This is a genomic window from Chromohalobacter marismortui (assembly GCF_004364315.1).
Taxonomy (GTDB): domain Bacteria; phylum Pseudomonadota; class Gammaproteobacteria; order Pseudomonadales; family Halomonadaceae; genus Chromohalobacter; species Chromohalobacter marismortui.
Genome location: NZ_SOBR01000007.1, coordinates 129,970 through 151,346 on the forward strand (window position 1 = coordinate 129,970; position 21,377 = coordinate 151,346).

The 21,377-nt window shown below is 62.6% G+C and carries 18 protein-coding genes and 1 tRNA gene; 10 read left to right on the forward strand and 9 right to left on the reverse strand.

What is annotated here, in order from left to right; all coding sequences use genetic code 11:
• The first annotated feature begins 69 nt into the window (after nucleotides 1-69).
• Both C8E00_RS14095 and C8E00_RS14100 read left to right on the forward strand, forming a co-directional pair.
• On the forward strand, nucleotides 70-741 hold the full coding sequence (locus C8E00_RS14095; protein WP_133698159.1) for an SOS response-associated peptidase: 672 nt from the start codon (nucleotides 70-72) through the stop codon (nucleotides 739-741).
• Nucleotides 742-757: 16 nt separating this feature from the next.
• Entirely contained in the window at nucleotides 758-3,583 is a 2,826-nt protein-coding gene (locus C8E00_RS14100) for an insulinase family protein (RefSeq protein ID WP_243833204.1), read from the forward strand.
• Between the two features lie 100 nt (nucleotides 3,584-3,683).
• On the opposite strand, the gene sbcB is transcribed toward C8E00_RS14100, so the two are convergent.
• From sbcB to minC, 4 genes are all read right to left on the reverse strand, one after another.
• On the reverse strand, nucleotides 3,684-5,171 hold the full coding sequence (sbcB, locus tag C8E00_RS14105) for an exodeoxyribonuclease I (RefSeq protein ID WP_133698160.1): 1,488 nt from the start codon (nucleotides 5,169-5,171) through the stop codon (nucleotides 3,684-3,686).
• A gap of 71 nt (nucleotides 5,172-5,242) precedes the next feature.
• Nucleotides 5,243-5,497 carry a cell division topological specificity factor MinE gene (gene minE, locus C8E00_RS14110; RefSeq protein ID WP_011508315.1) on the reverse strand — a complete coding sequence of 85 codons (255 nt, stop codon included), beginning with the start codon at nucleotides 5,495-5,497 and terminating at the stop codon, nucleotides 5,243-5,245.
• Nucleotides 5,494-6,312: a septum site-determining protein MinD gene (gene minD, locus C8E00_RS14115; protein WP_133698161.1), complete on the reverse strand. Its 819-nt coding sequence runs from the start codon at nucleotides 6,310-6,312 to the stop codon at nucleotides 5,494-5,496. The genes minE and minD overlap by 4 nt, the downstream gene beginning before the upstream one ends.
• 76 nt (nucleotides 6,313-6,388) lie before the next feature.
• A complete protein-coding gene (minC, locus tag C8E00_RS14120) occupies nucleotides 6,389-7,126 on the reverse strand; it encodes a septum site-determining protein MinC (RefSeq protein ID WP_133698162.1) in 738 nt (245 codons plus the stop codon).
• A 301-nt stretch (nucleotides 7,127-7,427) separates the two neighbouring features.
• Here minC and C8E00_RS14125 point away from each other — a divergent pair, with 301 nt between their 5' ends.
• Entirely contained in the window at nucleotides 7,428-10,190 is a 2,763-nt protein-coding gene (locus C8E00_RS14125) for a DUF349 domain-containing protein (protein ID WP_133698163.1), read from the forward strand.
• Nucleotides 10,191-10,244: 54 nt separating this feature from the next.
• On the opposite strand, the gene phbB is transcribed toward C8E00_RS14125, so the two are convergent.
• Nucleotides 10,245-10,994, reverse strand: coding sequence for an acetoacetyl-CoA reductase (gene phbB, locus C8E00_RS14130; RefSeq protein ID WP_133698164.1), 750 nt, complete (start codon nucleotides 10,992-10,994; stop codon nucleotides 10,245-10,247).
• A 170-nt stretch (nucleotides 10,995-11,164) separates the two neighbouring features.
• Between phbB and C8E00_RS14135 the strand changes: the two genes are divergently transcribed.
• Nucleotides 11,165-11,241 (forward strand) — tRNA-Met (locus C8E00_RS14135).
• Between the two features lie 111 nt (nucleotides 11,242-11,352).
• Here the strand turns inward: C8E00_RS14135 and C8E00_RS14140 are convergent.
• Together C8E00_RS14140 and C8E00_RS14145 are read right to left on the reverse strand one after the other, a co-directional pair.
• The gene (locus tag C8E00_RS14140) at nucleotides 11,353-11,988 is read right to left on the reverse strand and encodes a response regulator (protein ID WP_133698165.1); all 636 of its coding nucleotides are present in this window, start codon (nucleotides 11,986-11,988) and stop codon (nucleotides 11,353-11,355) included.
• 9 nt (nucleotides 11,989-11,997) lie between these two features.
• Nucleotides 11,998-12,723 carry a response regulator gene (locus tag C8E00_RS14145; protein ID WP_133698166.1) on the reverse strand — a complete coding sequence of 242 codons (726 nt, stop codon included), beginning with the start codon at nucleotides 12,721-12,723 and terminating at the stop codon, nucleotides 11,998-12,000.
• Nucleotides 12,724-13,022: 299 nt separating this feature from the next.
• Between C8E00_RS14145 and C8E00_RS14150 the strand changes: the two genes are divergently transcribed.
• Entirely contained in the window at nucleotides 13,023-14,474 is a 1,452-nt protein-coding gene (locus tag C8E00_RS14150) for an ATPase domain-containing protein (RefSeq protein WP_133698167.1), read from the forward strand.
• A gap of 22 nt (nucleotides 14,475-14,496) precedes the next feature.
• The gene (locus C8E00_RS14155) at nucleotides 14,497-16,788 is read left to right on the forward strand and encodes a bifunctional diguanylate cyclase/phosphodiesterase (protein WP_208291938.1); all 2,292 of its coding nucleotides are present in this window, start codon (nucleotides 14,497-14,499) and stop codon (nucleotides 16,786-16,788) included.
• A gap of 40 nt (nucleotides 16,789-16,828) precedes the next feature.
• On the opposite strand, the gene C8E00_RS14160 is transcribed toward C8E00_RS14155, so the two are convergent.
• Complete coding sequence (locus tag C8E00_RS14160; protein ID WP_133698169.1) at nucleotides 16,829-17,608, reverse strand: DUF3750 domain-containing protein; 780 nt, start codon at nucleotides 17,606-17,608, stop codon at nucleotides 16,829-16,831.
• Between the two features lie 143 nt (nucleotides 17,609-17,751).
• On the opposite strand from C8E00_RS14160, the gene C8E00_RS14165 reads away from it, so the two are divergent.
• Entirely contained in the window at nucleotides 17,752-18,702 is a 951-nt protein-coding gene (locus tag C8E00_RS14165; protein WP_133698170.1) for a thioredoxin family protein, read from the forward strand.
• Between the two features lie 67 nt (nucleotides 18,703-18,769).
• On the opposite strand, the gene C8E00_RS14170 is transcribed toward C8E00_RS14165, so the two are convergent.
• Nucleotides 18,770-19,927 carry a MalY/PatB family protein gene (locus tag C8E00_RS14170; protein ID WP_133698171.1) on the reverse strand — a complete coding sequence of 386 codons (1,158 nt, stop codon included), beginning with the start codon at nucleotides 19,925-19,927 and terminating at the stop codon, nucleotides 18,770-18,772.
• A 37-nt stretch (nucleotides 19,928-19,964) separates the two neighbouring features.
• On the opposite strand from C8E00_RS14170, the gene C8E00_RS14175 reads away from it, so the two are divergent.
• The 3 genes from C8E00_RS14175 (at nucleotide 19,965) to ybaK (ending at nucleotide 21,362) form a co-directional block, all read left to right on the forward strand.
• The gene (locus tag C8E00_RS14175) at nucleotides 19,965-20,390 is read left to right on the forward strand and encodes a hypothetical protein (protein ID WP_133698172.1); all 426 of its coding nucleotides are present in this window, start codon (nucleotides 19,965-19,967) and stop codon (nucleotides 20,388-20,390) included.
• Between the two features lie 94 nt (nucleotides 20,391-20,484).
• Nucleotides 20,485-20,895, forward strand: coding sequence for an acyl-CoA thioesterase (locus tag C8E00_RS14180; RefSeq protein ID WP_133698173.1), 411 nt, complete (start codon nucleotides 20,485-20,487; stop codon nucleotides 20,893-20,895).
• Nucleotides 20,892-21,362, forward strand: a complete 471-nt coding sequence (ybaK, locus tag C8E00_RS14185; RefSeq protein WP_133698174.1) for a Cys-tRNA(Pro) deacylase — start codon at nucleotides 20,892-20,894, stop codon at nucleotides 21,360-21,362. Before C8E00_RS14180 ends, ybaK begins: the two co-directional genes overlap by 4 nt.
• Nucleotides 21,363-21,377: the final 15 nt, after the last annotated feature.

Below are 21,377 nucleotides of genomic sequence, written 5' to 3' on the forward strand. Positions count from 1 at the left end.
ATCAAAGCAGCGCTGGTCAGCGCCCGCCAGCTTGGCTTACCCTGACGCGTCGAATCGCGAGGAGGGAGCATGGCTGGCCGTCTTTACATCAAGCCCTGGACAACGCCGCCGCTCGACGCGCTTTGCCAGGATAGCCAACCGATCGTCGGCCCCAATCTGGCACCGCGCCGCCCGATCTCGATCATTCGTCACAGCGAGGGCGAGGCGTGTTGGGTCACGGCATTCTGGGGACTGACACCGCCCTGGCTCAAGGTGCTGGATTATGCTCCGCATTGCGCGCGTGCCGAGTCGCTCGAGGAACGCCCGATGTTTCGCGAGGCGTTCCAGGCACGGCGCTGTCTGATTCCGGTCGACGGCGTCTATGTCTGGAAGCCCCAGCCACGCATGAAGCAGCCGTTTCTGATCACGCGCGTCGATCGAACGCCGCTGCTGTTGGCCGGGGTATGGTGCCGCTATCACACCACGCTGACCGAGTACAACGACTCCACGGCCCTGATCACGGTACCCAGCAATTCGCTACTGTCGCCACTCAGCGACCGTTTTCCGGCCATCATAGAGGCCGACGAAGCGCATGAGTGGCTGGCGTCCTCCACCGCGAGCGAACGTGCGCACCAGATGCTGACCACCGCTCCCTTGGAACTGTTGGGCGCTTTTCCTGTATCAAGACGTGTCAACGATCCATCCCATCAGGATTGGGCCTGCGGTCATCCCACCGGTCCGATGACCTACTGGCATCACTGAACAAGGAGTCTTCACCGTGTTTTCATCTCCCCCCCTTGTATGCCGCTGGCTACTCGGCATGTGCGCCCTTTGCATCGCCGTCTCGCAGACAGCCCATGCCAGCGATCCGGTGGCCAAGGTGGTCGCGCCGATCACCAGCCCCAACGATATGCGCCATTACCGCGCCCTGACGCTCGACAATGGCCTCGAGGTCCTGCTGGTCAGCGACCCTCAGGCCGACAAGGCTGCCGCCGCCATGAACGTGGCTGTCGGCAGCATGAGCAACCCCGACGACGTGCCTGGCTTGGCGCATTTCCTTGAACACATGTTGTTTTTGGGTACCGACCGTTATCCGCAAGCCGATGCCTACCAGAACTTCATTTCCGCGCACGGCGGCGATCACAATGCCTTTACCGCCTCGCGCGATACCAACTACTTCTTCGACATCGAGCCGCAGGCACTGCCCGAGGCCCTGAACCGCTTCAGTCGCTTCTTCATCTCACCCCGTTTCAACCCCGAGTACGTCGACCGCGAGCGCAACGCCGTCAACTCGGAGTATCAAGCGCGCCTACGCGACGACAGCCGACGCCTCCAGGAGGCCATCAATCAGGCGCTCAACCCCGAACATCCCATGACGCGCTTCTCGGTCGGCAGCCTGGAGACGCTTCAAGGCGATGATAGTGCCTCGCTGCGCGACCGCCTGGTCGATTTCTACAAGGCACATTACGGCGCCAACGTCATGCATCTGACCGTGATCGGCCCCCAGTCGCTCGACAAGCTGGAGGCCCTGGTCCGCAAGCGTTTCGCCGCGATCCCCGATCGCCACTTGTCGCGCCCCGAGATCGACACGCCCCTGGTGACCGACGAGCAGCTTCCCGCACGTCTGCGGGTCAAGAGCCTGTCGCAGGACAAGCAGGTGCGCTTCCTGTTTCCGATTCCCGACCCGCAGAATGACTACCGCACCAAGCCTGCCGATTACCTGGCCAACCTTCTCGGCCATGAAGGCGAAGGCAGCCTGCTGGCGGCCTTGCGCCACAAGGGCTGGGCCGACGGCCTTTCTGCAGGCACCATGAACGGCGATGGTCGACATGCGCTCTTCGCCGTCTCGGTCAGCCTCACACCGGAAGGCGCAAAACATATCGCTCGCATTCAGGCCAGCCTGTTCGAGCAGATCGAACGCATCCGCCAGCAAGGGCTCGAGGCCTGGCGCTACGCTGAGCAGGCCCGCCTCAATCAACAGGCGTTTCGCTTTCAGCAACCCGGTGACCCCATCGACCAGGCCAGCCAGCTGGCCATGAATCTCGCCTACTATCCGCTCAAGGATGTGCAGTACGCGCCCTATCGCATGGACGGCTTCGATGCCACGCGCATTCGTGATTACCTAGACAAGATGACGCCGGCACACCTGTTGCGCGTCTACAGCGGTCCGAACGTCAACGGCGACACTACGTCGCCTTACTTCGACGCGCCCTACACGCTGACCCATGTCTCGGCATGGCCGGAGGCCCGTGCACTGGATGGCCTCGGACTTCCCCCGCGCAACCCCTTCATTGCCGAAGACCTCGAGGTGCGCTCCTTGAGCGGCGAGTCCCCGAGCGCCATCGTCGAGGCGCCCAGTGTCGAGCTATGGCATCTGGCCAACGACCGCTTCGGCACCCCCCGCGTGGAGTGGCGCTTCAGTCTGCAGAATCCCGATGCCGCCGACAGCGCGCGCAATGCCGCCCTGACGCGATTGCTCGCCGGGTGGATTACCGACAGCCTCAACGAACGTTTCTATCCGGCGCGCCTGGCCGGCCAATCCTTCGATGCCTACGCGCATCCACGCGGCATCACGCTCACCTTTTCAGGCTGGCGCGATCGCCAGATACGCCTGATGAACAGCGTCGCCGAGCGGCTCAAGGCAGGCAAGATCAGCCAAGCCAGCTTCGCGCGCGTCAAGTACCGGCTATCGCAGCAATGGCAGAATGCGCCCCAGGCACCGTTGCATCAGCAGATGTATCGCACGCTCAGCGAGTCGCTGTTGCGCCCCCAGTGGACGACGTCCTCGATGCTCGAGGCGTTGAATACACTAAGCGTCGACGACCTGCGCCGCTATCGCGACGCCTTTCTCGGACGGCTCTACCTGCAAGCCATGGCGGTGGGCAACCTGGATGCCGACCTGGCACGCCGCGAAGGCTTGCAAGTCGCCAATACGTTGGCGCCCACGCTTCAGGCCTCGGACATCCCCCACCTGTCACCGCTGGCGATTCCCGACACGCCCCCGACCCTGCATCCGCGCAGTACTCGCAACGACGCCGCCGTGTTGCGCTATCTACAAGGCGCGGATCGCAGTCTCGGCAGTCAAGCCCGTCTCGCCGTGCTCGGCAAGATGCTCGAGGCGCCGTTCTACAACCAGCTACGCACCCAGGAGCAACTCGGCTATATCGTCATGGCCGGCTATTCACCCGTGCTCGATGCGCCGGGCCTGGCGATGTTGGTGCAGTCTCCCGATACCCCTCGCCAGCAGATCGCCGCGCGCATGGATGCCTTTCTGGATGACTTCGACGCCCGCATTCAGGCACTCGACGCCAGCGACCTGGTGCCTTATCGCGACGCGGTCAGCAGTCATCTCAGGGAGCGGGCCAACAGCCTGGGTGAGCTCACCCACCGATACTGGCAGGCACTGGCCTACGCCGAGCCGAACTTTTCACGGCGCGAACAGTTGGCAGCGCGTGTCGAAAGCGTAGAGGCCTCGACCATCCGCCAGGCATGGCGCGCACTGCGGCACACACGACCACTCACGGTCAGCTATGACGCGCACACTCAACCGAGCGATGTCATGGCGCTGACGCGCGACTTCCGACCGCTCCCCGCCCACGACTGAACGCGCTCGCCAACGCTATCCACCATGCAAGACGCCCGGGCTCTGAAGGATCTGCCATCCTGGCCCGGGCGTCTCGAGTCCGATCAACGCATGCCGCGTATCAATCGAACGCCTGCGGTGGCATCATCGCTTCGACATGCATGACCAGTTCCTCGAGCACCTGGCGCTGCTCGGCATCCAGTGAGGCCTGGTTGAGGCGTTCGATCTCGCGCGCGAACCCCGTCAGCGTCAGGCTCGACACCTCGGCATCGTTCATGCGCGCCCAGCGGTCGGCTTCCCACTGCGCCTGTTCGTCACCACTCAACGTGTCGGGATAGTTGCGTGCGCGCAGGCGGAACAGCATTTCCTCCAGGCGCGGGTCCTGGAAGGCAAAGTGCGCATCGGCCAGATCCCAGGGCCCCATTTCGCGGGCGCGTTGCATTTCGCGACGGTCCGCCGGCGAGAAGAAGCCCCCCGAATACAGCATCAGATCCGGATCACCGGACGACGCGCCAGGGCCATCGGCGAACGCCTCGGCGGCCTTGGTCGCCACCTCCGGCGCGGCCTGGAGTTGTTTCCAATGCTGCCGACAGGCCGCCATATCCAGCCCCAGCCGGGCCACGATGTCGCCATATTCACCCTGATGCGGGCCATCCGTGTCCTTGAGCGAGGCAGACGGCATGATCACCGGGCTCTTGTTGATATGAATCACCTTGAGCGGGATTCGCGCCTCGCCTTCCGCCAGCTCATCGGCACTGGCGAACACGCGCTCGCGAATCTGCGCCGCGTTCAATGACAGCAAGGGGGCCGGATCCACCGACAAGTCATAGACGATCACCCCATTGGGATTGCTGGGATGCTCGGCGAGCGGCACCACCAGGGCGCTACACCCTCGACTGGCGGGATAGCGCCGCGACACGTGCAGCATCGGTTTGCGCGCCTGGATGTCCAGCATCTTGGCTACCGTACGCTTGTCACGCAGCTTGAGCAGGTACTCGAACAGCTGCGGGTTGCGTGCCTTGAGCAGACGCGCCAGCTCGATGGTCGCGCGGACATCGGCCAGGGCATCGTGGGCACCGGCATGCTCGATGCCGTTGGCGGCCGTCAAATCCTCGAGCCGGAAACTCGGCGCCCCGTCTTCGCGTGTCGGCCATTCGATGCCTTCCGGGCGCAGGGCATGATAGGTCCGCACCACATCGATCAGGTCCCAGCGCGAGTTGCCGTTCTGCCATTCACGCGAGTACGGGTCGATGAAGTTACGGTAGAAGAGATGGCGGCTGACTTCATCGTCGAAGCGCAACGTGTTGTAACCCAGCGAGCAAGTACCGGGGACGCTCATCTCGGCGTGAATGCGCGCGGCGAATTCGATTTCGGCCAGGCCTCGACGACGGGCGGCCTGAGGCGTGATGCCCGTGATCAGGCATGCCTGAGGATGCGGCAGGAAATCATCCGCCGGCTTGCAATAGAACGTCAGCGGCTCGCCGACCGGATTGAAATCAAGATCGGTACGGATCGCGGCGAACTGCGCGGGGCGGTCGCGCCGAGGATCGGCACCGAAGGTTTCATAATCATGCCAAAGAAAGGTCGGCTCGCTCTTGCCCTGCGCCATGGCCGCAGTCTCCCCACTGCCAAAAGCGCTCAGCCTAGCATACCCGCTCAATCGACTCAGCCGGAATGCGCCTACTCGTCACGCGGCAGCGTCACGTTAAGCTCGAGTACCGAACAGTCGTTATCGCGATCCAGGCTAATATTGATCGCGTCCTGGTCCACTTGCACGTAACGCCGAATCACCTCGAGCAACTCTTTTTCCAGCATCGGCATGTAGTCCGGCTGGTCACGCTGACCACGCTGATGCGCCACGATGATCTGTAGGCGCTCCTTGGCGACCGAGGCCGACTTCTTGCGTTCGCGCTTGAGAAATTCGAGTAGTTTCACCGGCGACCTCCTCCAAACATGCGGGAGAGCAGCCCTTTCTTCTGGTACTCATGAAAACGTAGCGGCACGTCCTCACCGAGCAAACGCGAAACGGTATCGGCGTAGGCTTGTCCGGCGTCGCTATCCATGTCGTGCACGACCGGCACGCCCTGGTTCGAGGCACGCAGCACCGCTTCCGACTCCGGGATCAGCCCTACCAGATTGATGGCCAGGATCTCGCGCACGTCATCGAGTGTCAGCATGTCCCCCGAGGTCACACGATTGGGGTCATAGCGGGTGATCAGCAAATGCTCCTTCACCGGCGGCTCGCTGCGCTCGGCCCGACGCGTCTTGGACGCCAGCAAGCCCAGGATGCGGTCGGAATCGCGTACCGACGACACTTCGGGATTGGTCACCACGATGGCCTCGTCGGCGAAATACATCGCCAGCTGTGCACCATGTTCGATACCCGCCGGTGAGTCGCAGACGATGAAATCGTACTCTTGAGAAAGTGTCTCGAGCACCTTCTCCACGCCTTCAGGCGTCAGCGCTTCCTTATCGCGCGTCTGCGAGGCCGGCAGGATATGCAGGTTTTCGGTCCGCTTGTCGCGGATCAGCGCCTGATTGAGACCGGCCTCGCCCTGAATGACGTTGATCAGATCGTAAACCACGCGCCGTTCGCACCCCATGATCAGGTCGAGGTTGCGCAGGCCCACGTCGAAATCGATGACCACGGTCTTGTTGCCACGCAGCGCCAAGCCCGTGGCGATGGCCGCGGCGCTGGTCGTCTTGCCAACTCCGCCCTTGCCGGAGGTCACTACAATGATCTTGGCCAAGATGAGCTTCCTGTTGCTATTGAGTCGTTCGTACTAGCCATCCATTTTGGCGCGACATGGCGCCCTGACATCCCGGCTAGCCGAGCGATGAAATGTTCAATTGGTCATCGCGCAGTTGAACCTGCACGGGATGGTTCAGCAAGCGCGGGTCGATATCTTCCAACCGTTTGTAATTACCGGCCAGCGACAGCAACTCGGCATGCAGTTCCTGGCAGAAGATGCCCGCCTGGCGATCCCCATGAATACCGCCCAATGCACGGCCGCGAAGTGGGCCATAGACATGTACGCTACCCGCCGCCAGCACCTCGGCGCCGGGGTTGACCGCACCGACCACGACCAAGTCGCCTTCCGGCGCAGTGACTTGCTGGCCCGAACGCACCGTACCGCGGTATATACGCCCCACGGCTGAGGCGGGTGCCGGCTCGGGTTGTGGCTCGGGCTGGGGCTCGATAGCGGCGAGCGACGTGTCTTCCACGGCACGCGGACGTGCTTCTTGCGGTGGGAACCAGCCAAGCCCCAACGCCCAGGCGGACTGTTTCACAGGATCGGTACCGCCGCGCACGGCCACCGGAAGCAGCTTGTGGGCACGGCAGACGGCGCAAATACGCTCCAGCGCCAGGTGCGGCTCATCGAGTTGCTCCACGCTGAGCACCACCGGCGTATGTTGAAAAAATGCCGGTGACTGGCTCACCTTGCCGGCCAGCTGGGCGCGTATCTGCTCGGGGTCAGCGCTGGTCAGTTCCATAACCGTCATGGGCAACATACCACCCTTGAAGGTGAACGCCGATGTTTCCCGATCCATGTTGAGGCTCATGGCCACACTCCACAGCTGATGACTGATGTATAAAGGTAAAGCTAAGCGAGGGTCGTGATGGCTGCAACTGATGATAAGACCAGCGTCCCGACTTTGTCAGCTGTCTCCACGAGCCGACGCCCTTGCCATCGTCGCCTTTTCCCGGTCCCGGCTCGCATGCTTTGATACGCTGTGGCACACACGACACCCCATCATGTGACGCTTTTTGCTAATATCGTGGCTGACGTGAGACGACAGGTACGCTGTCTCAGCGTTATCGCCACGCATTTAATACGCCAAGAACAGGGATGCATGCCGGATCATGTCTGGATTCTTCCGCCGTTTTTTTGCACCACGCTGGCAGCATCGCGACCCCCGCGTCCGCCATGCTGCCATTGCGCAACTCGATAGTCACAAGCCGACCGACCGCCATGCCCTCGAGCGCCTGACGCGCGACGAGGATGCCAGTGTAAGGCGCGAGGCCCTTACCCGGTTCGTGGACCCCTCGACACTACTCGAATGGCTCGCCACGCATGACACCCCCGAACTGAGGGTTCGTCTGGCACAGCTCCTCTCCGGCAGCGTGCCCGATGCGCCTCCCTTGCAACAACGCCTCGATTTACTCGACAGACTGGGCGATCACGACTTGCTCGTGCAACTCGTCGAGACGGGCGATAACCAGGAATTACGCCTGGCCGCGCTGGCCAAGTTAGACGACGAGGCGACATTACTCCAACAGGCACGCGACAATGGGATTGCCGTGGTCCGCCACGCCGCCGCCGAACGCGTGTCGAGCACCGAGGGGCTGCAACGCCTGGCACGCGAGGCACGACGCGACAAGGTCGTCGTGCGCAAGGCGCGTGAGCGCCTGCAACGGCAACGTGCCGATGCCGCAGAAGCCCAGGCACAACAAGCCGCGCGGCAACGCATCCTCGACGCACTGGAGGCGCATGCTCTGCATGCCTGGGAACCGCTCTACGGTGCCCGCTACCGTCACCTGGTCCGGGACTGGGAAGCGCTTGGCGACACCCCCAGCGACGAGCAGGAACGGCGCTTCCAGGAAGCCAGTCAACGTTGCCGCAAGACGCTCTCCGATCATGAGACCGAAGGGCATGCCCAGCACCAAGCGATACAACGCCAAAAAGAGGCAACCCGCACCCGGCAGGAACTCGTCGAAGCGCTCGAGGATGCCGTCACGGGTCTCCAGCAAGCGTCCCAACTGACCCATCAGGACCTCGAGAGCCTGCGTGCTCAGCAACGCCTGCACAGCGAGCGCTGGCTGGCCCTGTCCGATCATTACCCGCCGGATGAAGACATTCAGACCCGCTACGCCGAGGCACAAGCCAAGTGCCAGCGCATCGGCGACGCCTGGGATCGCGCCTCGGCACAAGCGCAGCCACTGGAGACTGCGCTGCGCGACGACCATGCCGCCGTCGATGCTTGCCTGGCGCAGATCGACTGGCCGGACGATCTCCCCCCCACGCCGTTGATTCACGAAGCACGTCAACTGCGCAACGCCGAGGCGGCCGAAACGTCCGCGCCCATCGATCTGTCGGCGCTGCGCGCGGACCTCGACAAGCTCGAAAACCAGCTCGATCGTGGCACCCTGAAAACCGCCAGCCGCCTGTACCGACAGATCCGCCAACGCGTCGATGACGTGCCCAGCGCCTCTCGCGGTGACCTGGAGGCTCGGCTCAAGCGTCTAGGGGCACGGCTGGCCGAGCTGCGCGACTGGCGTGGCTTCGTCGCCGGCCCCAAACGCACACAGCTCCTCGAAAGCATCGAAGCGCTGGCCGACGACAGCGAGTCGTCGGATGCCGAGCGTGACCGTCGCCACCGCCAATTGATAAAGGAGTGGGCGGCACTCGGCGATGCGGCCGCCACGGCCGAGCTTTCACAGCGTTTTCGCAGCGCGTCGCAACGCATTCATGCGGCCCTGAACGACTGGTACCAACAACGCGATGCCGCGCGCACCCGCAACCTCGAGGCCCGCGAAGCACTGTGCGAACAACTCGAGGAACTCATCACGCACCCGGACCCCCAGGCCGACCCGGATGTACTGCGTCAGATCCGCGACCGCGCACGTGAACAATGGCAACAATGCTCGCCCGTGCCACGTGAGCACGCCAAACCGCTTGGCCAACGCTTTGGTCGCATCCGCCATGAGCTGCAAGCACTGATCGATCGCCGCGCCAATGAAATCGGCGCCGCCAAGCGCGACCTGATCGCCGAGGCCGACGCCTTGATCGAAGCGGATATGCCCTCGTCACAACGCACCGAAGCCGCCAAGGCGCTCCAATCCCGCTGGCGAGAATTGGGGCGTGCCGCCAAGGGCGAAGAACAGATGCTTTGGCGCCATTTCCGAGGACTTTGCGATCGTATCTTCGCCGCCCGCGAGGCCGAGCGCGAAAACCGCGCCCAAAAAGCCCAGACGCGTCTGGATAGCATGCAAGCCCTGATCGACCGCTTCGATGCCTGGCAACCTCAGCGCGCCGACGATAGCGAGACGCTGGAAAGTGCCGTGCGTGACGCCGAGGCCCTGGAACCCTTACCCGGCGGTCGTCGCAGCGAAGGGATGCGTCGTCGCTGGCAAGGTATCGTCCGCGCCCGTCGCGAGCGTCTCGCTCAATTGGCTCTCGGCGCGCAGGCGGCACGCTGGAGGCAGCTACGCCCGCTCCTCGACGCCCACGTCGCCGCAGACGACGCCGCCTTGAACGACGATCAGACGGCGGACGTCACGCTGCCCGAGGCCATGCCTCAGGACCTGCGGGGTGCCCACGCGGCGCGCAATGCCGCTCGCCGAGAAGGCGACAGTGAAACGGCGAATCACGCATTGGGCCGGCTGGTGGTCCAAGTGGCCCTCATCGCCGACGAGCCGGTGGCCGCACAGGAAGAACCTCTGCGCCTGGAGGTGCAAGTTGCACGGCTCAATAATGGTCTGGGGCAGGCACCGCAACCCGACCAGGAATTGGCCGATGTGTTGCGCCAATTGCTGGAGACCGGGCCGATCTCGTCCAGTGTCTGGACCTCTCACGTCACGCGCCTCGATGCCCTGTTCGACGTTATCGCTCAACGCGGCGCCTGAGAATACGCATGACGAGCGCCCCGCCGAGATGTCCTGGCGGAGCGCTCCTCCGGTTCAGCCCATGAACTGTCCGCCGTTGATATCCAGGTTGGCACCGGTGATGAACCCCGCTTCGCGATCGGCCAGGAACACCACCGCGCGAGCGACCTCGTGCGGTTCACCAAAGCGTTTGACCGGAATGCCCTCGCGGATCGCGTCGCGAATCTTCTCGGGAATCGACATGATCATGTCAGTAGCGATGTACCCCGGAGAGATCGTGTTGACGGTAATGCCCTTGGTCGCCGTTTCCTGCGCCAGCGACATGGTCAAGCCATGCATGCCCGCCTTGGCGGCAGCGTAATTCGCCTGGCCGAACTGACCCTTGCGACCATTGATCGAGGCGATATTGACGATGCGTCCGTGGCCGGCCTCGAGCATGTCCTCGATGACACAGCGACAGGTATTGAACACACTGTTGAGATTGCAGTCGATGACCTCGCGCCATTGCTGAGGCGACATCTTCTTGAGCGTGCTGTCACGTGTGATACCGGCACAGTTGACCAGCAGCTCAACCGGGCCATACTCGCGGCGGATGTCCCCCACCCCGGCATGACAAGCATCGAAGTCGGTCAGATTGATGCCTGCCAGTGCCACATTGTCGATGCCCTCGGCTCGGCGATCTGCCAGCCAGGCTTGGGCTTTCTCGCGGTTATGATAACTCGCCACGACGAAATATCCTGCCTTGGCCAGCGCCTGGCATATCGCGGTTCCTATACCACCGGTGCCACCGGTGACCCAGGCGACGGGTGTTGTTTGTGCGGTCATGTCCATCTCCCCGTGATGTCGTTATGTGGCATTCCCGGCGGGTGGTGCCACCTTGACTCGCCTCCATGGCGTCTTACCTGTTTCAGTATGATCGAGTTTGAGCGCGCTGCACGCCGGATGAATCCATTCTTGACTTAGGCCTCAAAAACCGTAGAATACGTCCCTGTCGATGCGGGGTGGAGCAGCCTGGTAGCTCGTCGGGCTCATAACCCGAAGGTCATCGGTTCAAATCCGGTCCCCGCTACCAAACAATGAAAAGAGCGACGTCCTTTAGGACGTCGCTCTTTTCGTTTGTGCCACTGGTCAATGCAATGCATCAGGCTCGCCATCGCCTCTCATCGCAACAAGGCAGGCGATACTACGTCGGAAACGGCACCAACCCCAGCCGGATGGCCTCTTTCACCAGCCCGGCACTGTTATGCTTGCCCACGCGTCGCATGATCTCCCGGCGATGCGCCTCGACGGTCTTGACGCTCAGATCCAACTGCTCCGCGATCGCCCGACTTCGACAGCCCTCCACAATGAGCTTGAGGATCTCCTGCTGGCGCCGAGTCAAAGAAGGCACGACAGACGGCGCCTGTTCAGTGGCGGCGAAGCCCGAGATATCGATCCCCGGATAGAGCACGCGTCGATTCGCCGCCGCCTGACGAATGGCAGTCTCGAGCTCATTGACGGCAGCATTCTTGTGCACGAAACCGCAGGCACCGACGTCCATGAGGCGCTCGACGTAACGGTCGCTGCGATAGCTCGACGTGACCAGAATATTGATGCCGGGCCGCACCGTCTTGAGCCGGTGAATCAGGTCCCAGTCCTGAACGGGAAGCAACGCGGCATCGATCAGGGCCACGTCCACGGGATGGATACGAGCGGCCTCCAGGATTTCCTGCCCGCACGCCCCCTCCGCGACCACCTGGATGCCCTGGAAAGAATTGATGAGGTGAGCGAGAGCAGCACGGACCAGCAAGTGATCTTCTGCGAGGAGGAGATTGATCATGTCATCCGTTTATTCTTGTTCGTCCTTGCCAAACCGTTCGTGGCGATGAATAGCCGTCCGAGATGCACCCGGCGACAGCACGCCAAGAGAGACCGCTTGCTGTAGCGCCTTGCTACAATCGCGTCCGCGTAGCTTAGCCAAGCACGCAATGGCGATTTCGGCATCGCCAGACGATACATTCAACGCCTTGGCAATCCGTTCCAAAGGCGTGCCATCACTAAGCCATCTTTCCGAGTCGTGATAAACGGCGGATACGTCATCATGGCCTAAAACGGCGTTATTGGGGCTGGCCGTTTTAGCCCACTCATTAGCCAGCATGCTACGAAAAATGGAAGGGCAAATAAAGGTGCCCCCCACTGTGGCCAGCATCATAGCATCTTCCAAATCTTCTGACTTGGCATTCCCCAGAAGGAACCCGGATGCCCCCGTTGCAAGGACGCTTTCAATGGCGCCGAGACGTTCCGGAACGGAAAGGACGATCATCGGCGTCTGGTCGCCAATCGCGGCCACATCCTCTCTATTTCGAATCAATAGGTCGTAGTCAATAAGTATGACATCCACTGGCGTGGCACATATGACGCTCTTGATGTCACGCACACTCCCGACCTCGCAAACCATGTCGACCTTGGGGCGCTCGCTCAGGAGCATCTGCATCCCCTTGCGTACCAATAAACGATCATCAGCGATCAGCACTCGTAGGGAACGGTGAAGCTCTGTTTCTTTCAACGTATCCATGCTCTGGGCACCTCCGGTGTCAATGAATGATGGCCGTGCGGAACGCCTTGCAAGGAATAGATAAAAACACTTAAAGTTACGTTGCAACAAACGCTTTTTTATAGGTCTTTTCGAATATAAATAGGCTTTTTTTAAGTGTTTACACTTATATTTTTACATGAACCTCGAGTGGAGCAGAGCCACTTGGTCGCTTGCTCATCGGCGACACCCCGTTTGCGTCGAATCGCCTTCAAGTGGATGAACGCCTCAGAGGTAAGCAACGCGAGGCAAGATAGATCGTTCAACAGGGAGATCTTGGCGTGAATGAGCCGCACGGAGAACGCATACACGTTGCCATCCCAGGGCTGGAGCAAGTGCTCAACGGCGGGTTTCTGCCCGGACGCTCCTACCTGGTATCAGGCGGGCCGGGTACCGGGAAAACCACGCTGGGTCTTCAGTACCTGGCCTCTTCGTCCGATGGAAATGGCTTGCTGATCAGTCTCGGCGAGTCGGAGCGCAATCTGCGTGCGGATGCCCACCGCATCGGCCTTTCCCTCGATGGCATCAGCGTGATCGATCTATCGCCGGGATCCGGTGCCCAATCGGAAGCGACCTACACGCTGTTGGAGCCCTGGGAAGCGGAGGGCGTGGATATACGCTCCCAGGTCGAGGCCCTGTTTCCCGACGGGCCACCGAAACGCGTGTTCATCGATGCACTGAGCCAACTGCGTCAGCTCATGCCGGATGCTTATCAGTTCCGTAAACAAGTGATGGGGCTGCTCGAATACCTGAACGGCGCTGGCGCAACCGTCGTTTATACAGCAGAACACGGCTCTTCGGCGGACGAGGATCTAAGGTATCTGGGCGACGGTATCCTGGAGCTGGCGTATCGGGAAGATCGGCGGGTACTGCGCATTCTCAAGTTCCGAGGCTCCGGGTTTGCCGAGGGCGAACACACGCTACGACTCGGTGATCGCGGCATGCAGGTCTTCGAGCGCCTGATGCCCGGCGAGCACCGACGTGCGTACGAGGCGGAAGAATTGCCCTGCGGCATCGAGGAGCTGGACCGTCTATCGGGCGGCGGCGTCACCCGGGGGACCGTCACCATCATTTCCGGCCCGACCGGGGTCGGCAAGACCTCGCTCGGGCTTCAATACATGCACGAGGCGGCACGGCGTGGCGAGCGCTCCGTGGTCTATACGTTCGAGGAAAACCTGGGGACGCTCCGCAAGCGCTGCGAGACGATTGGCATCCCCGTCTCGGACATGCTGGCGAAAGGCTCGCTGAGCATCGATGAAGTCGAGCCTTTGCACTACTCACCGGATGAATTCGCCTGGCGAGTCCGAACCGAAGTCGAGCAGGAAGGGGCCCGCATGATCATGCTCGACAGCCTCGCAGGTTTTCGCCAATCCGTCAGGGACGCTGACATCAAAGCTCACACGCATGCGCTGTGCCATTACCTCTCCAACATGGGCGTCACGGTCCTGCTCATCAATGAACAATCAGCGATCGCGGGCGAAGAGCTGCGCCCCTCGGAAGACGACATCAACTACCTGGCGGACACGATCATTCTGTTGCGCTACATGGAGCTCGACGGTGGGCTGCGCAAGGCCATCGGGATCCTGAAAAAACGCACGGGAGACTTCGAAAAGACGTTACGGGAATTCCAGATCACCAGCGACGGCTTGCGCGTTGGCGCGCCACTCTACGGCCTGCGGGGCATCCTGCAGGGAATCCCTTCAAAGACAGCGCCCCTCGATGCCACCGAGTAGATTCCCCGAGCTATTCTCGCGGATGTCGACTGACGCCGAAGAGCCGATTCATGTGCAGATCGCGCTCAAATCCCGAGCGGACCAACGCCTACTGGTACGTCTCCTGCGCGATGCGGGGCTGACGCCGCACGCCGTGGCCCTGCCAGACCAACGGGCGGATCTGGTGATCGTCGACGCCTCGGCCTGGGAGCACGCCTGCGAGCAACTGCGCGTGGCCCGCGAGCACGCCCATCCCATCGTGTTTCCTGTGCTGGCGATCGCCGGTAAGGAAGCCGCCTCTGCCGCATGGGCCTATCGCGAGCTCGGGGCCCATATCGATGATCTGGTGGAGCTGCCAACATCAAGGACCGTACTCCTGTCGCGTGTGGGCAATTTGCTGAGGCTGCGCCGACTGTCCTTGGCGCAGGCCCACGACCACCGCTCGACCCAGCAACAACTGAATGCCGTCAATCGTGCCTTTGAGACCTTGCATGCCTGCAACGAGATGATGGTGCGTGAATCCACCGAGGACGGGCTGCTGCAATCCGTGTGCGAAGCCATTGCACAATTCGAAGGCTATGCCTTGGCCTGGGTCGGCTTTGCCAACGACGACAAGCAGGTGACCAAGTGTTATATCGCCGGGAAAGCCGCCGACTACGCGCAGGCCATCGAGGTGAATGTCGACGGTTCTCCCAAGAGCCAGGGGCCGATTGGCCAGGCGATCGTCAGCGGCAGCACGCAGATCGTTTCCGACATGCGGGCCGATCCACGCATGGCGCCCTGGCGGGAGCAGATCATCGCCCGGGATCTAAGCGCGGTGATCGCATTGCCCTTGAAGGTCTCGGCAGGGCCAAGCGGCGTGCTGGCAGTCTACTCGAAACGATCGGGGGATTTCGCCACTGACGAACGTGCGCTGCTCGAGCGTCTCGCCGACAACCTCACGGTCGGCCTTGACCGCCTGCGCCTGCAAAATGAACGCAAGGCCCAGAGCCAGGAGATACAAAGGCTCGCCTATCAGGATCCGGTGACCGGCATGGCGAACCGCCGCTCCTTGCTCGACAGGCTGAATCGGCTCGTCACTCAGGCGGATCACGACCAAGCGGCCGCCATCCTGTTCATCGACCTGGATGACTTCAAACTGGTCAACGATGTGCTGGGACACAAACTTGGCGATAGCGTGCTCCAGAACGTCGCCTGGCGTATCAGCAATACGCTGCGGGACGGTGATATTGTCGCGCGCCAGGGTGGCGATGAGTTCATCGTGGTCATGGTGGATGCCCCGCGTTATCCGCCCCCTGATGAAGAAAGCGTCAGGACACGCCTGACCCGAGGCGCCGACGAGTTGGCGCAGCGCATACACCGCACGCTATGCCAGCCGTTCGAGATCGATGGCCATGCTCATCGGCTTGGCGCCAGTATCGGCATCAGCCTCTTACCGTTTCTGAGCGATACGCCCGAAACGGTCATCGACCAGGCCGACATGGCCATGTATGCCGCCAAGCATTCAGGGCAAGGCACCGCTTTTTTCTCTCCCGAGCTCGCCGCTGGCCGTCAGCAACGTCTCTCGCTGGAAGCCAAGCTGCACCACGCGTTGACGGCTGGCGAATTGCAACTGAATTACCAGCCCGTCTGGGAGCTCGACAGCGGGCGCATCATCGCCGTGGAAGCCCTGCTGCGCTGGCGAGACGACGAAGGCCACATGATCTCGCCGGCCACGTTCATCCCGGTTGCCGAGGAAATCGGCTTGATGGGAGCGCTCAGTGAATGGGTCATCGAAGAGGCCGCCCGGCAACTTGCCTCCTGGCGCGAAGCCGGACTCGAACTCACCATGGGCGTCAATCTATCCGTATCACAGCTGCAGGGACCTGAGGCGGCACGCGCGATACACGATCAGATCGTCGCGCTTGGCAGCGACCCACGCTGGTGGCTGCTCGAATTGACGGAAGAGGCCGTCATGAAGACCCCCGAGGCGGTCATGGAAGCGATGCGCCTGCTCAGCGACGCCGGCTTTCGGCTAGCACTGGACGATTTTGGACGCGGCTATTCATCGCTCGCGCGCTTGCAGGCCATGCCACTGCACACCCTGAAAATCGACAAGCTGTTCGTCGATAGTCTCCAGGAAGAGGTCCCCGATGACCGCGTCGTGCGCACGGTGGTCGAGCTGGCCCGTCAATTTTCGCTGCGTGTCGTGGCCGAAGGGATCGAGCACATTGAGCAAGCCCAGCAACTGGCCAAGATGGGATGCAGCTTCGGGCAAGGGTTCTGGGTCAGCCCCGCGATACCCGCCAGCGAGATCCCCGCCCTGATGCAAGGCCGCGTCTCTCCCATGCACTGAGTGGACGACTGACGCGCTGGGGCCGTGGATTGCCTCGGGGTTACCGCCCTCCCTCCGTGTCGAGAGCAGCCATGCCCAAGCGACCGATCCCCGGCAACTTGAGCGCCGGCCGCGTGATATCCACGCCCAGCGTCAGCCCCAGCAGGTGCCACTCGACACCTTCGTCATACGCCACGGTCAACCCGAACAGTCCGCCGCCCAGCGATACTTGATAACCGGTCCCGCTAGGCGCCTCGGCCACGAGGGCGTCCAGCAGGTAATCCTTGCCGACAGCGGTCGGTGGAAAATCGACCTGCAACTCCGGCACACGCCGCACCACCCAGGCCACGAAGGTATTGCTATTGGGACCCGGCCACACGCGGTAGCGATCGGTCGCCGGATAGGCCGCCACGGCATCGCGGATCTCGGGAATCGCCCGCGCGGCCGCGTCACCACTTACTTCGGCAATCAGGGTCGGCGCGCTACCATACCAGGCGCGATCGGGTACATCGGGACGCGACGAGACCGTGGGCCGCCGCCAACCGAGGACCTGGTGGACCTGGTAATGCCTCGCACCGGCTGGCTTGGTAGCGATCCAGGTATGCACACCGAACGCACCTCGCCAATCGAAAGCGCGGGCCGCGTATACCTGCACCAGGGCCTGGGGATGGGCACGCGGCGCGGGCGCCAGTTCCGCCGACGAACGGTCCGCCCGCGACCAGACGCCACCCAGCTCGATACGCTGACTCGCCAGCATATAGGCCGGACCGGCCAGCAGCAGGGCGAGCACGATCAGCAAACTCACCGTCACCCCTAGGCCTGTCTTGATCATTCGATGCATACCACCGCCTCTAGAAAAAGATAGTACGCCACCTTCCGCCGGCGCCGGGGCTTGAATCCACGCCTCGTGACCCGCATAACGATGGCAGCTGAAGAGCGTTTCCACGCTTCATGTTCACACCATACTATCGAAAGGCCACTGCCATGCCGATCATCGACCCGCGTACCGGCGAACCCCTCACGCCGTCCCAGGACGCAGACACCAGCGCCAACGCGTCTCAGGCCAACGCCGGCCATCAGGACGCCTCTCAGTTCATCGTCGATGTCGATATGTCCAACTTCCAGCAGGTCGTGCTCGAGGGCTCGATGCAGGGCCCGGTGCTGCTTGACAGTTGGGCGCCCTGGTGCGAGCCGTGCAAGAATCTCATGCCGGTACTCGAGAAGCTGGCCCGCGAATATGGCGGCGCCTTCACCCTGGCCAAGCTCAACATCGAGGACAATCAGGAAATCGCCACGCAACTGGGTATCCGTTCGGTGCCCGATGTCAAGCTGATCGTGCAAGGCCAGCTTTACGATCAGTTCCAGGGAGCGCTGCCCGAATCGCAGATTCGCGAATGGTTATCGCAGTATCTCAAGGCGCCCGAAGCTGCCGAAGCGACACCCGAGGAGCAGGCCCAGCAGGCCCTCGAAGCCGGTGATGCCGCGACGGCACGCGACATCTACGAGACGCTGGTCAAGGAGTGGCCCGAGCATTACGACTATCAGATCGAGCTCGCCGGCGCACTACTCGCGGACGGCAACCCGACCGATGCCCGGGGGCTGCTCGACAATCTGCCGCCGGAACATCGCGACACCCCCAAGGCCCGTGGCGTTCGCGCGCGCATTGAGTTCGGGGAAGAAGCGCCTGACGCCGAGGAGTTGGCCGCACTGGGGGAACGCGACGACAGTGAAGCGCAATTCAAACGTGCCCTGCGTCAGGTCGCCGACGGCCAATACGAAGCCGGCCTCGATGCGCTACTCGCCTTGATGAAAGCGGACCGCGCCTACGCTGACGACGTGGCTCGCAAGACCTTGCTGCGTGTCTTCGATGCCCTCGGCGCCGACCACCCGCTGACGGTCGCCTACCGCCGCAAGATGTTCGCACTACTCTACTGAGCGGTTACTCGCCGGGGGATATCTTGCGCCAGGATATCCCCCGTTCACCGCACGCCCCTGAGCAGGGCTACCCGGCAGGGCGCAGCCGTGCATCGAGACGTTCCAGCGCCTCTTCGAGCACAGGGGTGGGCGTGCCAAAATTCAATCGCGCAAATCCCGGGCATCCGAAATCGGCACCGTCGGACAACGCGACGCGCGTCGAGTCCAGCAGGGTTTGCTGCGGCGATACGCCGAGCCCCGCCTCGCGCATATCGAGCCACGCCAGATAAGTCGCCTCAGGCGCCGACATCGTCACCCCAGGCCACCGGGATACCTGATCGCGCAGTCTCTGCAGATTCGTATCAAGCGTCGCCAGCAATTCGCGCCGCCAAGCCTCACCATGCGCATACGCCGCCTGCGAGGCGGTCAGCCCCAGGATATTGACCTCCGGCAGCAACCCGTCTGCCGCCTCGCGAAAACGCTGCCTTAGCTCAGGATCGGGAATCACCGCACAGGCACTGGACAGCCCGGCGATATTGAACGTCTTGGACGGTGCCCAGAGCGTGATCGTGCGTTGGGCCAGGGCCGGCGATAAAGACGCTAACGGGCAGTGCTGGCGCGTCGCATCGAGTATCAGGTCGCAATGCAGCTCGTCGGAGACGATCAACAGATCGTGGCGCTCGGCGAGCTCGCCCAGAGCGTGCAGTTCGTGCTGGTCCCAGACGCGTCCCGTGGGATTGTGCGGATGGCACCATAACAACAGCCGTGTCTGCGGCGTGATCGCCGCTTCCAGCGCTTCGAGATCGAGGCGCCAAGGCGCCCCCGGCGTCTCGGGTTCGGCCAGCATCACGCGCTCGGCAATGCGCCCACTGCGTTCGGCCACACGCAGAAATGGCGGATAGATCGGCGTCGCCGTCATCACCGCCTGGCCAGGACTGCAGAAGGCCTGAGCGGCCAGATGCAGCGCCGGCACCACGCCGGGGATCCATACCTGCCAGTCAGGCGCGATCGACCAGCCATAGTGATCGGCGCTCCACGCACAGAGCGTCTCGCGCAGGGTATCGGTCAACCTGCCATAACCGAAGACACCATGGGACACGCGTTCTTCGAGCGCCGAGACGACCGCCGGGGGCGACACGAAATCCATGTCCGCGACCCATAGCGGCAGCACATCGTCGGCATAACGCTGCCATTTCTGGGAAGGATACTGTCGCCGATCCAGCGGCGTGGCAAAATCATATGACATGCTAAGACCCATCGACTCGAACGGAAGACTCTCGAACATGCCTGAAACCTCGTTCTATGCCAAGGCCATGCGGGGCACCCCGCGCCTGGTGAGGCGCTGGCTGATGCTGGGCCAGGCCGCCCCCGATCGTCTGGCGATGATTCTCGCCGATACGTCGCGCCTGGCCGGGCTCGGCGAACCCCAAGCCGAGCCCGATGGACACTGTCTGCGTGAATGGAGCAGCCACTGCCAACCACCTCTGTGGGCGGCACGCACGGCTGTTTTCCTGCTGGTGCAGATGCCGGCACGCCCGATCCCCGATGACGACGAGGAAGCCTGTGCCTGGGCCTACTGCTGGCTGCGCAACCGTGATTTTCAGTCCCTCGACGACGCCCGCGCGGCGCTACCGGACCACTTGCGGGAACCGCTAGCCGAGGCACTGGACGCCGCCTGGGTCGACCAGGACGCCTTGCGTCTTATCTGAGCACGACGCAGAGCCACCTTGACCACATCCCCCCACCAGCCGATGATTAGCTTGCAAAGCACCTTTTTCGATGGCAACGACTCGGGGAAATGACATGTTCACACGCCGCGTGGAACCGGCTTTCTATGACACCGATGCCCTCGGGCACATCAATAACACGCGCTTGCCGGCCTGGTTCGAGCTCGCTCGCAACGACCTGTTCCGTTTGTTCGTGCCCGATCTGGATCCCCGCAAGTGGCCATTGATCATGGCCAAGCTGGAAGTCGAGTTCAGTGCCGAGCTATTCTATGGTCAGGATGTCGAGATCCGCACCTGGCTTTCGCGACTCGGCAACAGCGCTTTTACCGTCGCCCAGGACGCCTGGCAGGAAGGTCGCCTGGGCGCCCGTGGCCATGTGGTGCTGGTGCATTACGACCACACCGAGGGCTCGGCGGTGGCGTTGACCGGCGACCTTCGTGACGCGCTCGCCAAGCACCTGATCGACGAGGAGCCCGCCTCCGCATGACCCCCGCCATTCGCCTGCTGGAGCGTGACGACATCCCGCACCAAGTGCTGCAATACACGCACGACGCCCAGGTCACCGCCTATGGCGAGGAAGCCGTGACGGCGTTGGGACTCGCACCGGAGAGCGTGTTCAAGACCTTGCTCGCCCAACTCGATGACGGGCGCCTCGTCGTCGCCCTGGTGCCCGTCATGGCCACGCTCGACCTCAAGGGGCTCGCCAAGGCCGCCGGGGCGCGCAAGGCCAGGATGGCCGACCCCGCTCTGGCCGAGCGCACCACGGGTTATGTCGTGGGCGGCATCAGCCCGCTAGGACAGCGCAAGCGCCTGCCCACCTTCATCGACGACAGCGCCCTTGCCTTAGCATCGCTCCACGTCAGTGGCGGACGACGTGGCCTGGAAATAGGTCTGGCGCCGACGGCATTGATCGACTTGCTCGAGGCGACCACGGCCCCGCTCGCGCGGACATGAAACATCTTCGACAGG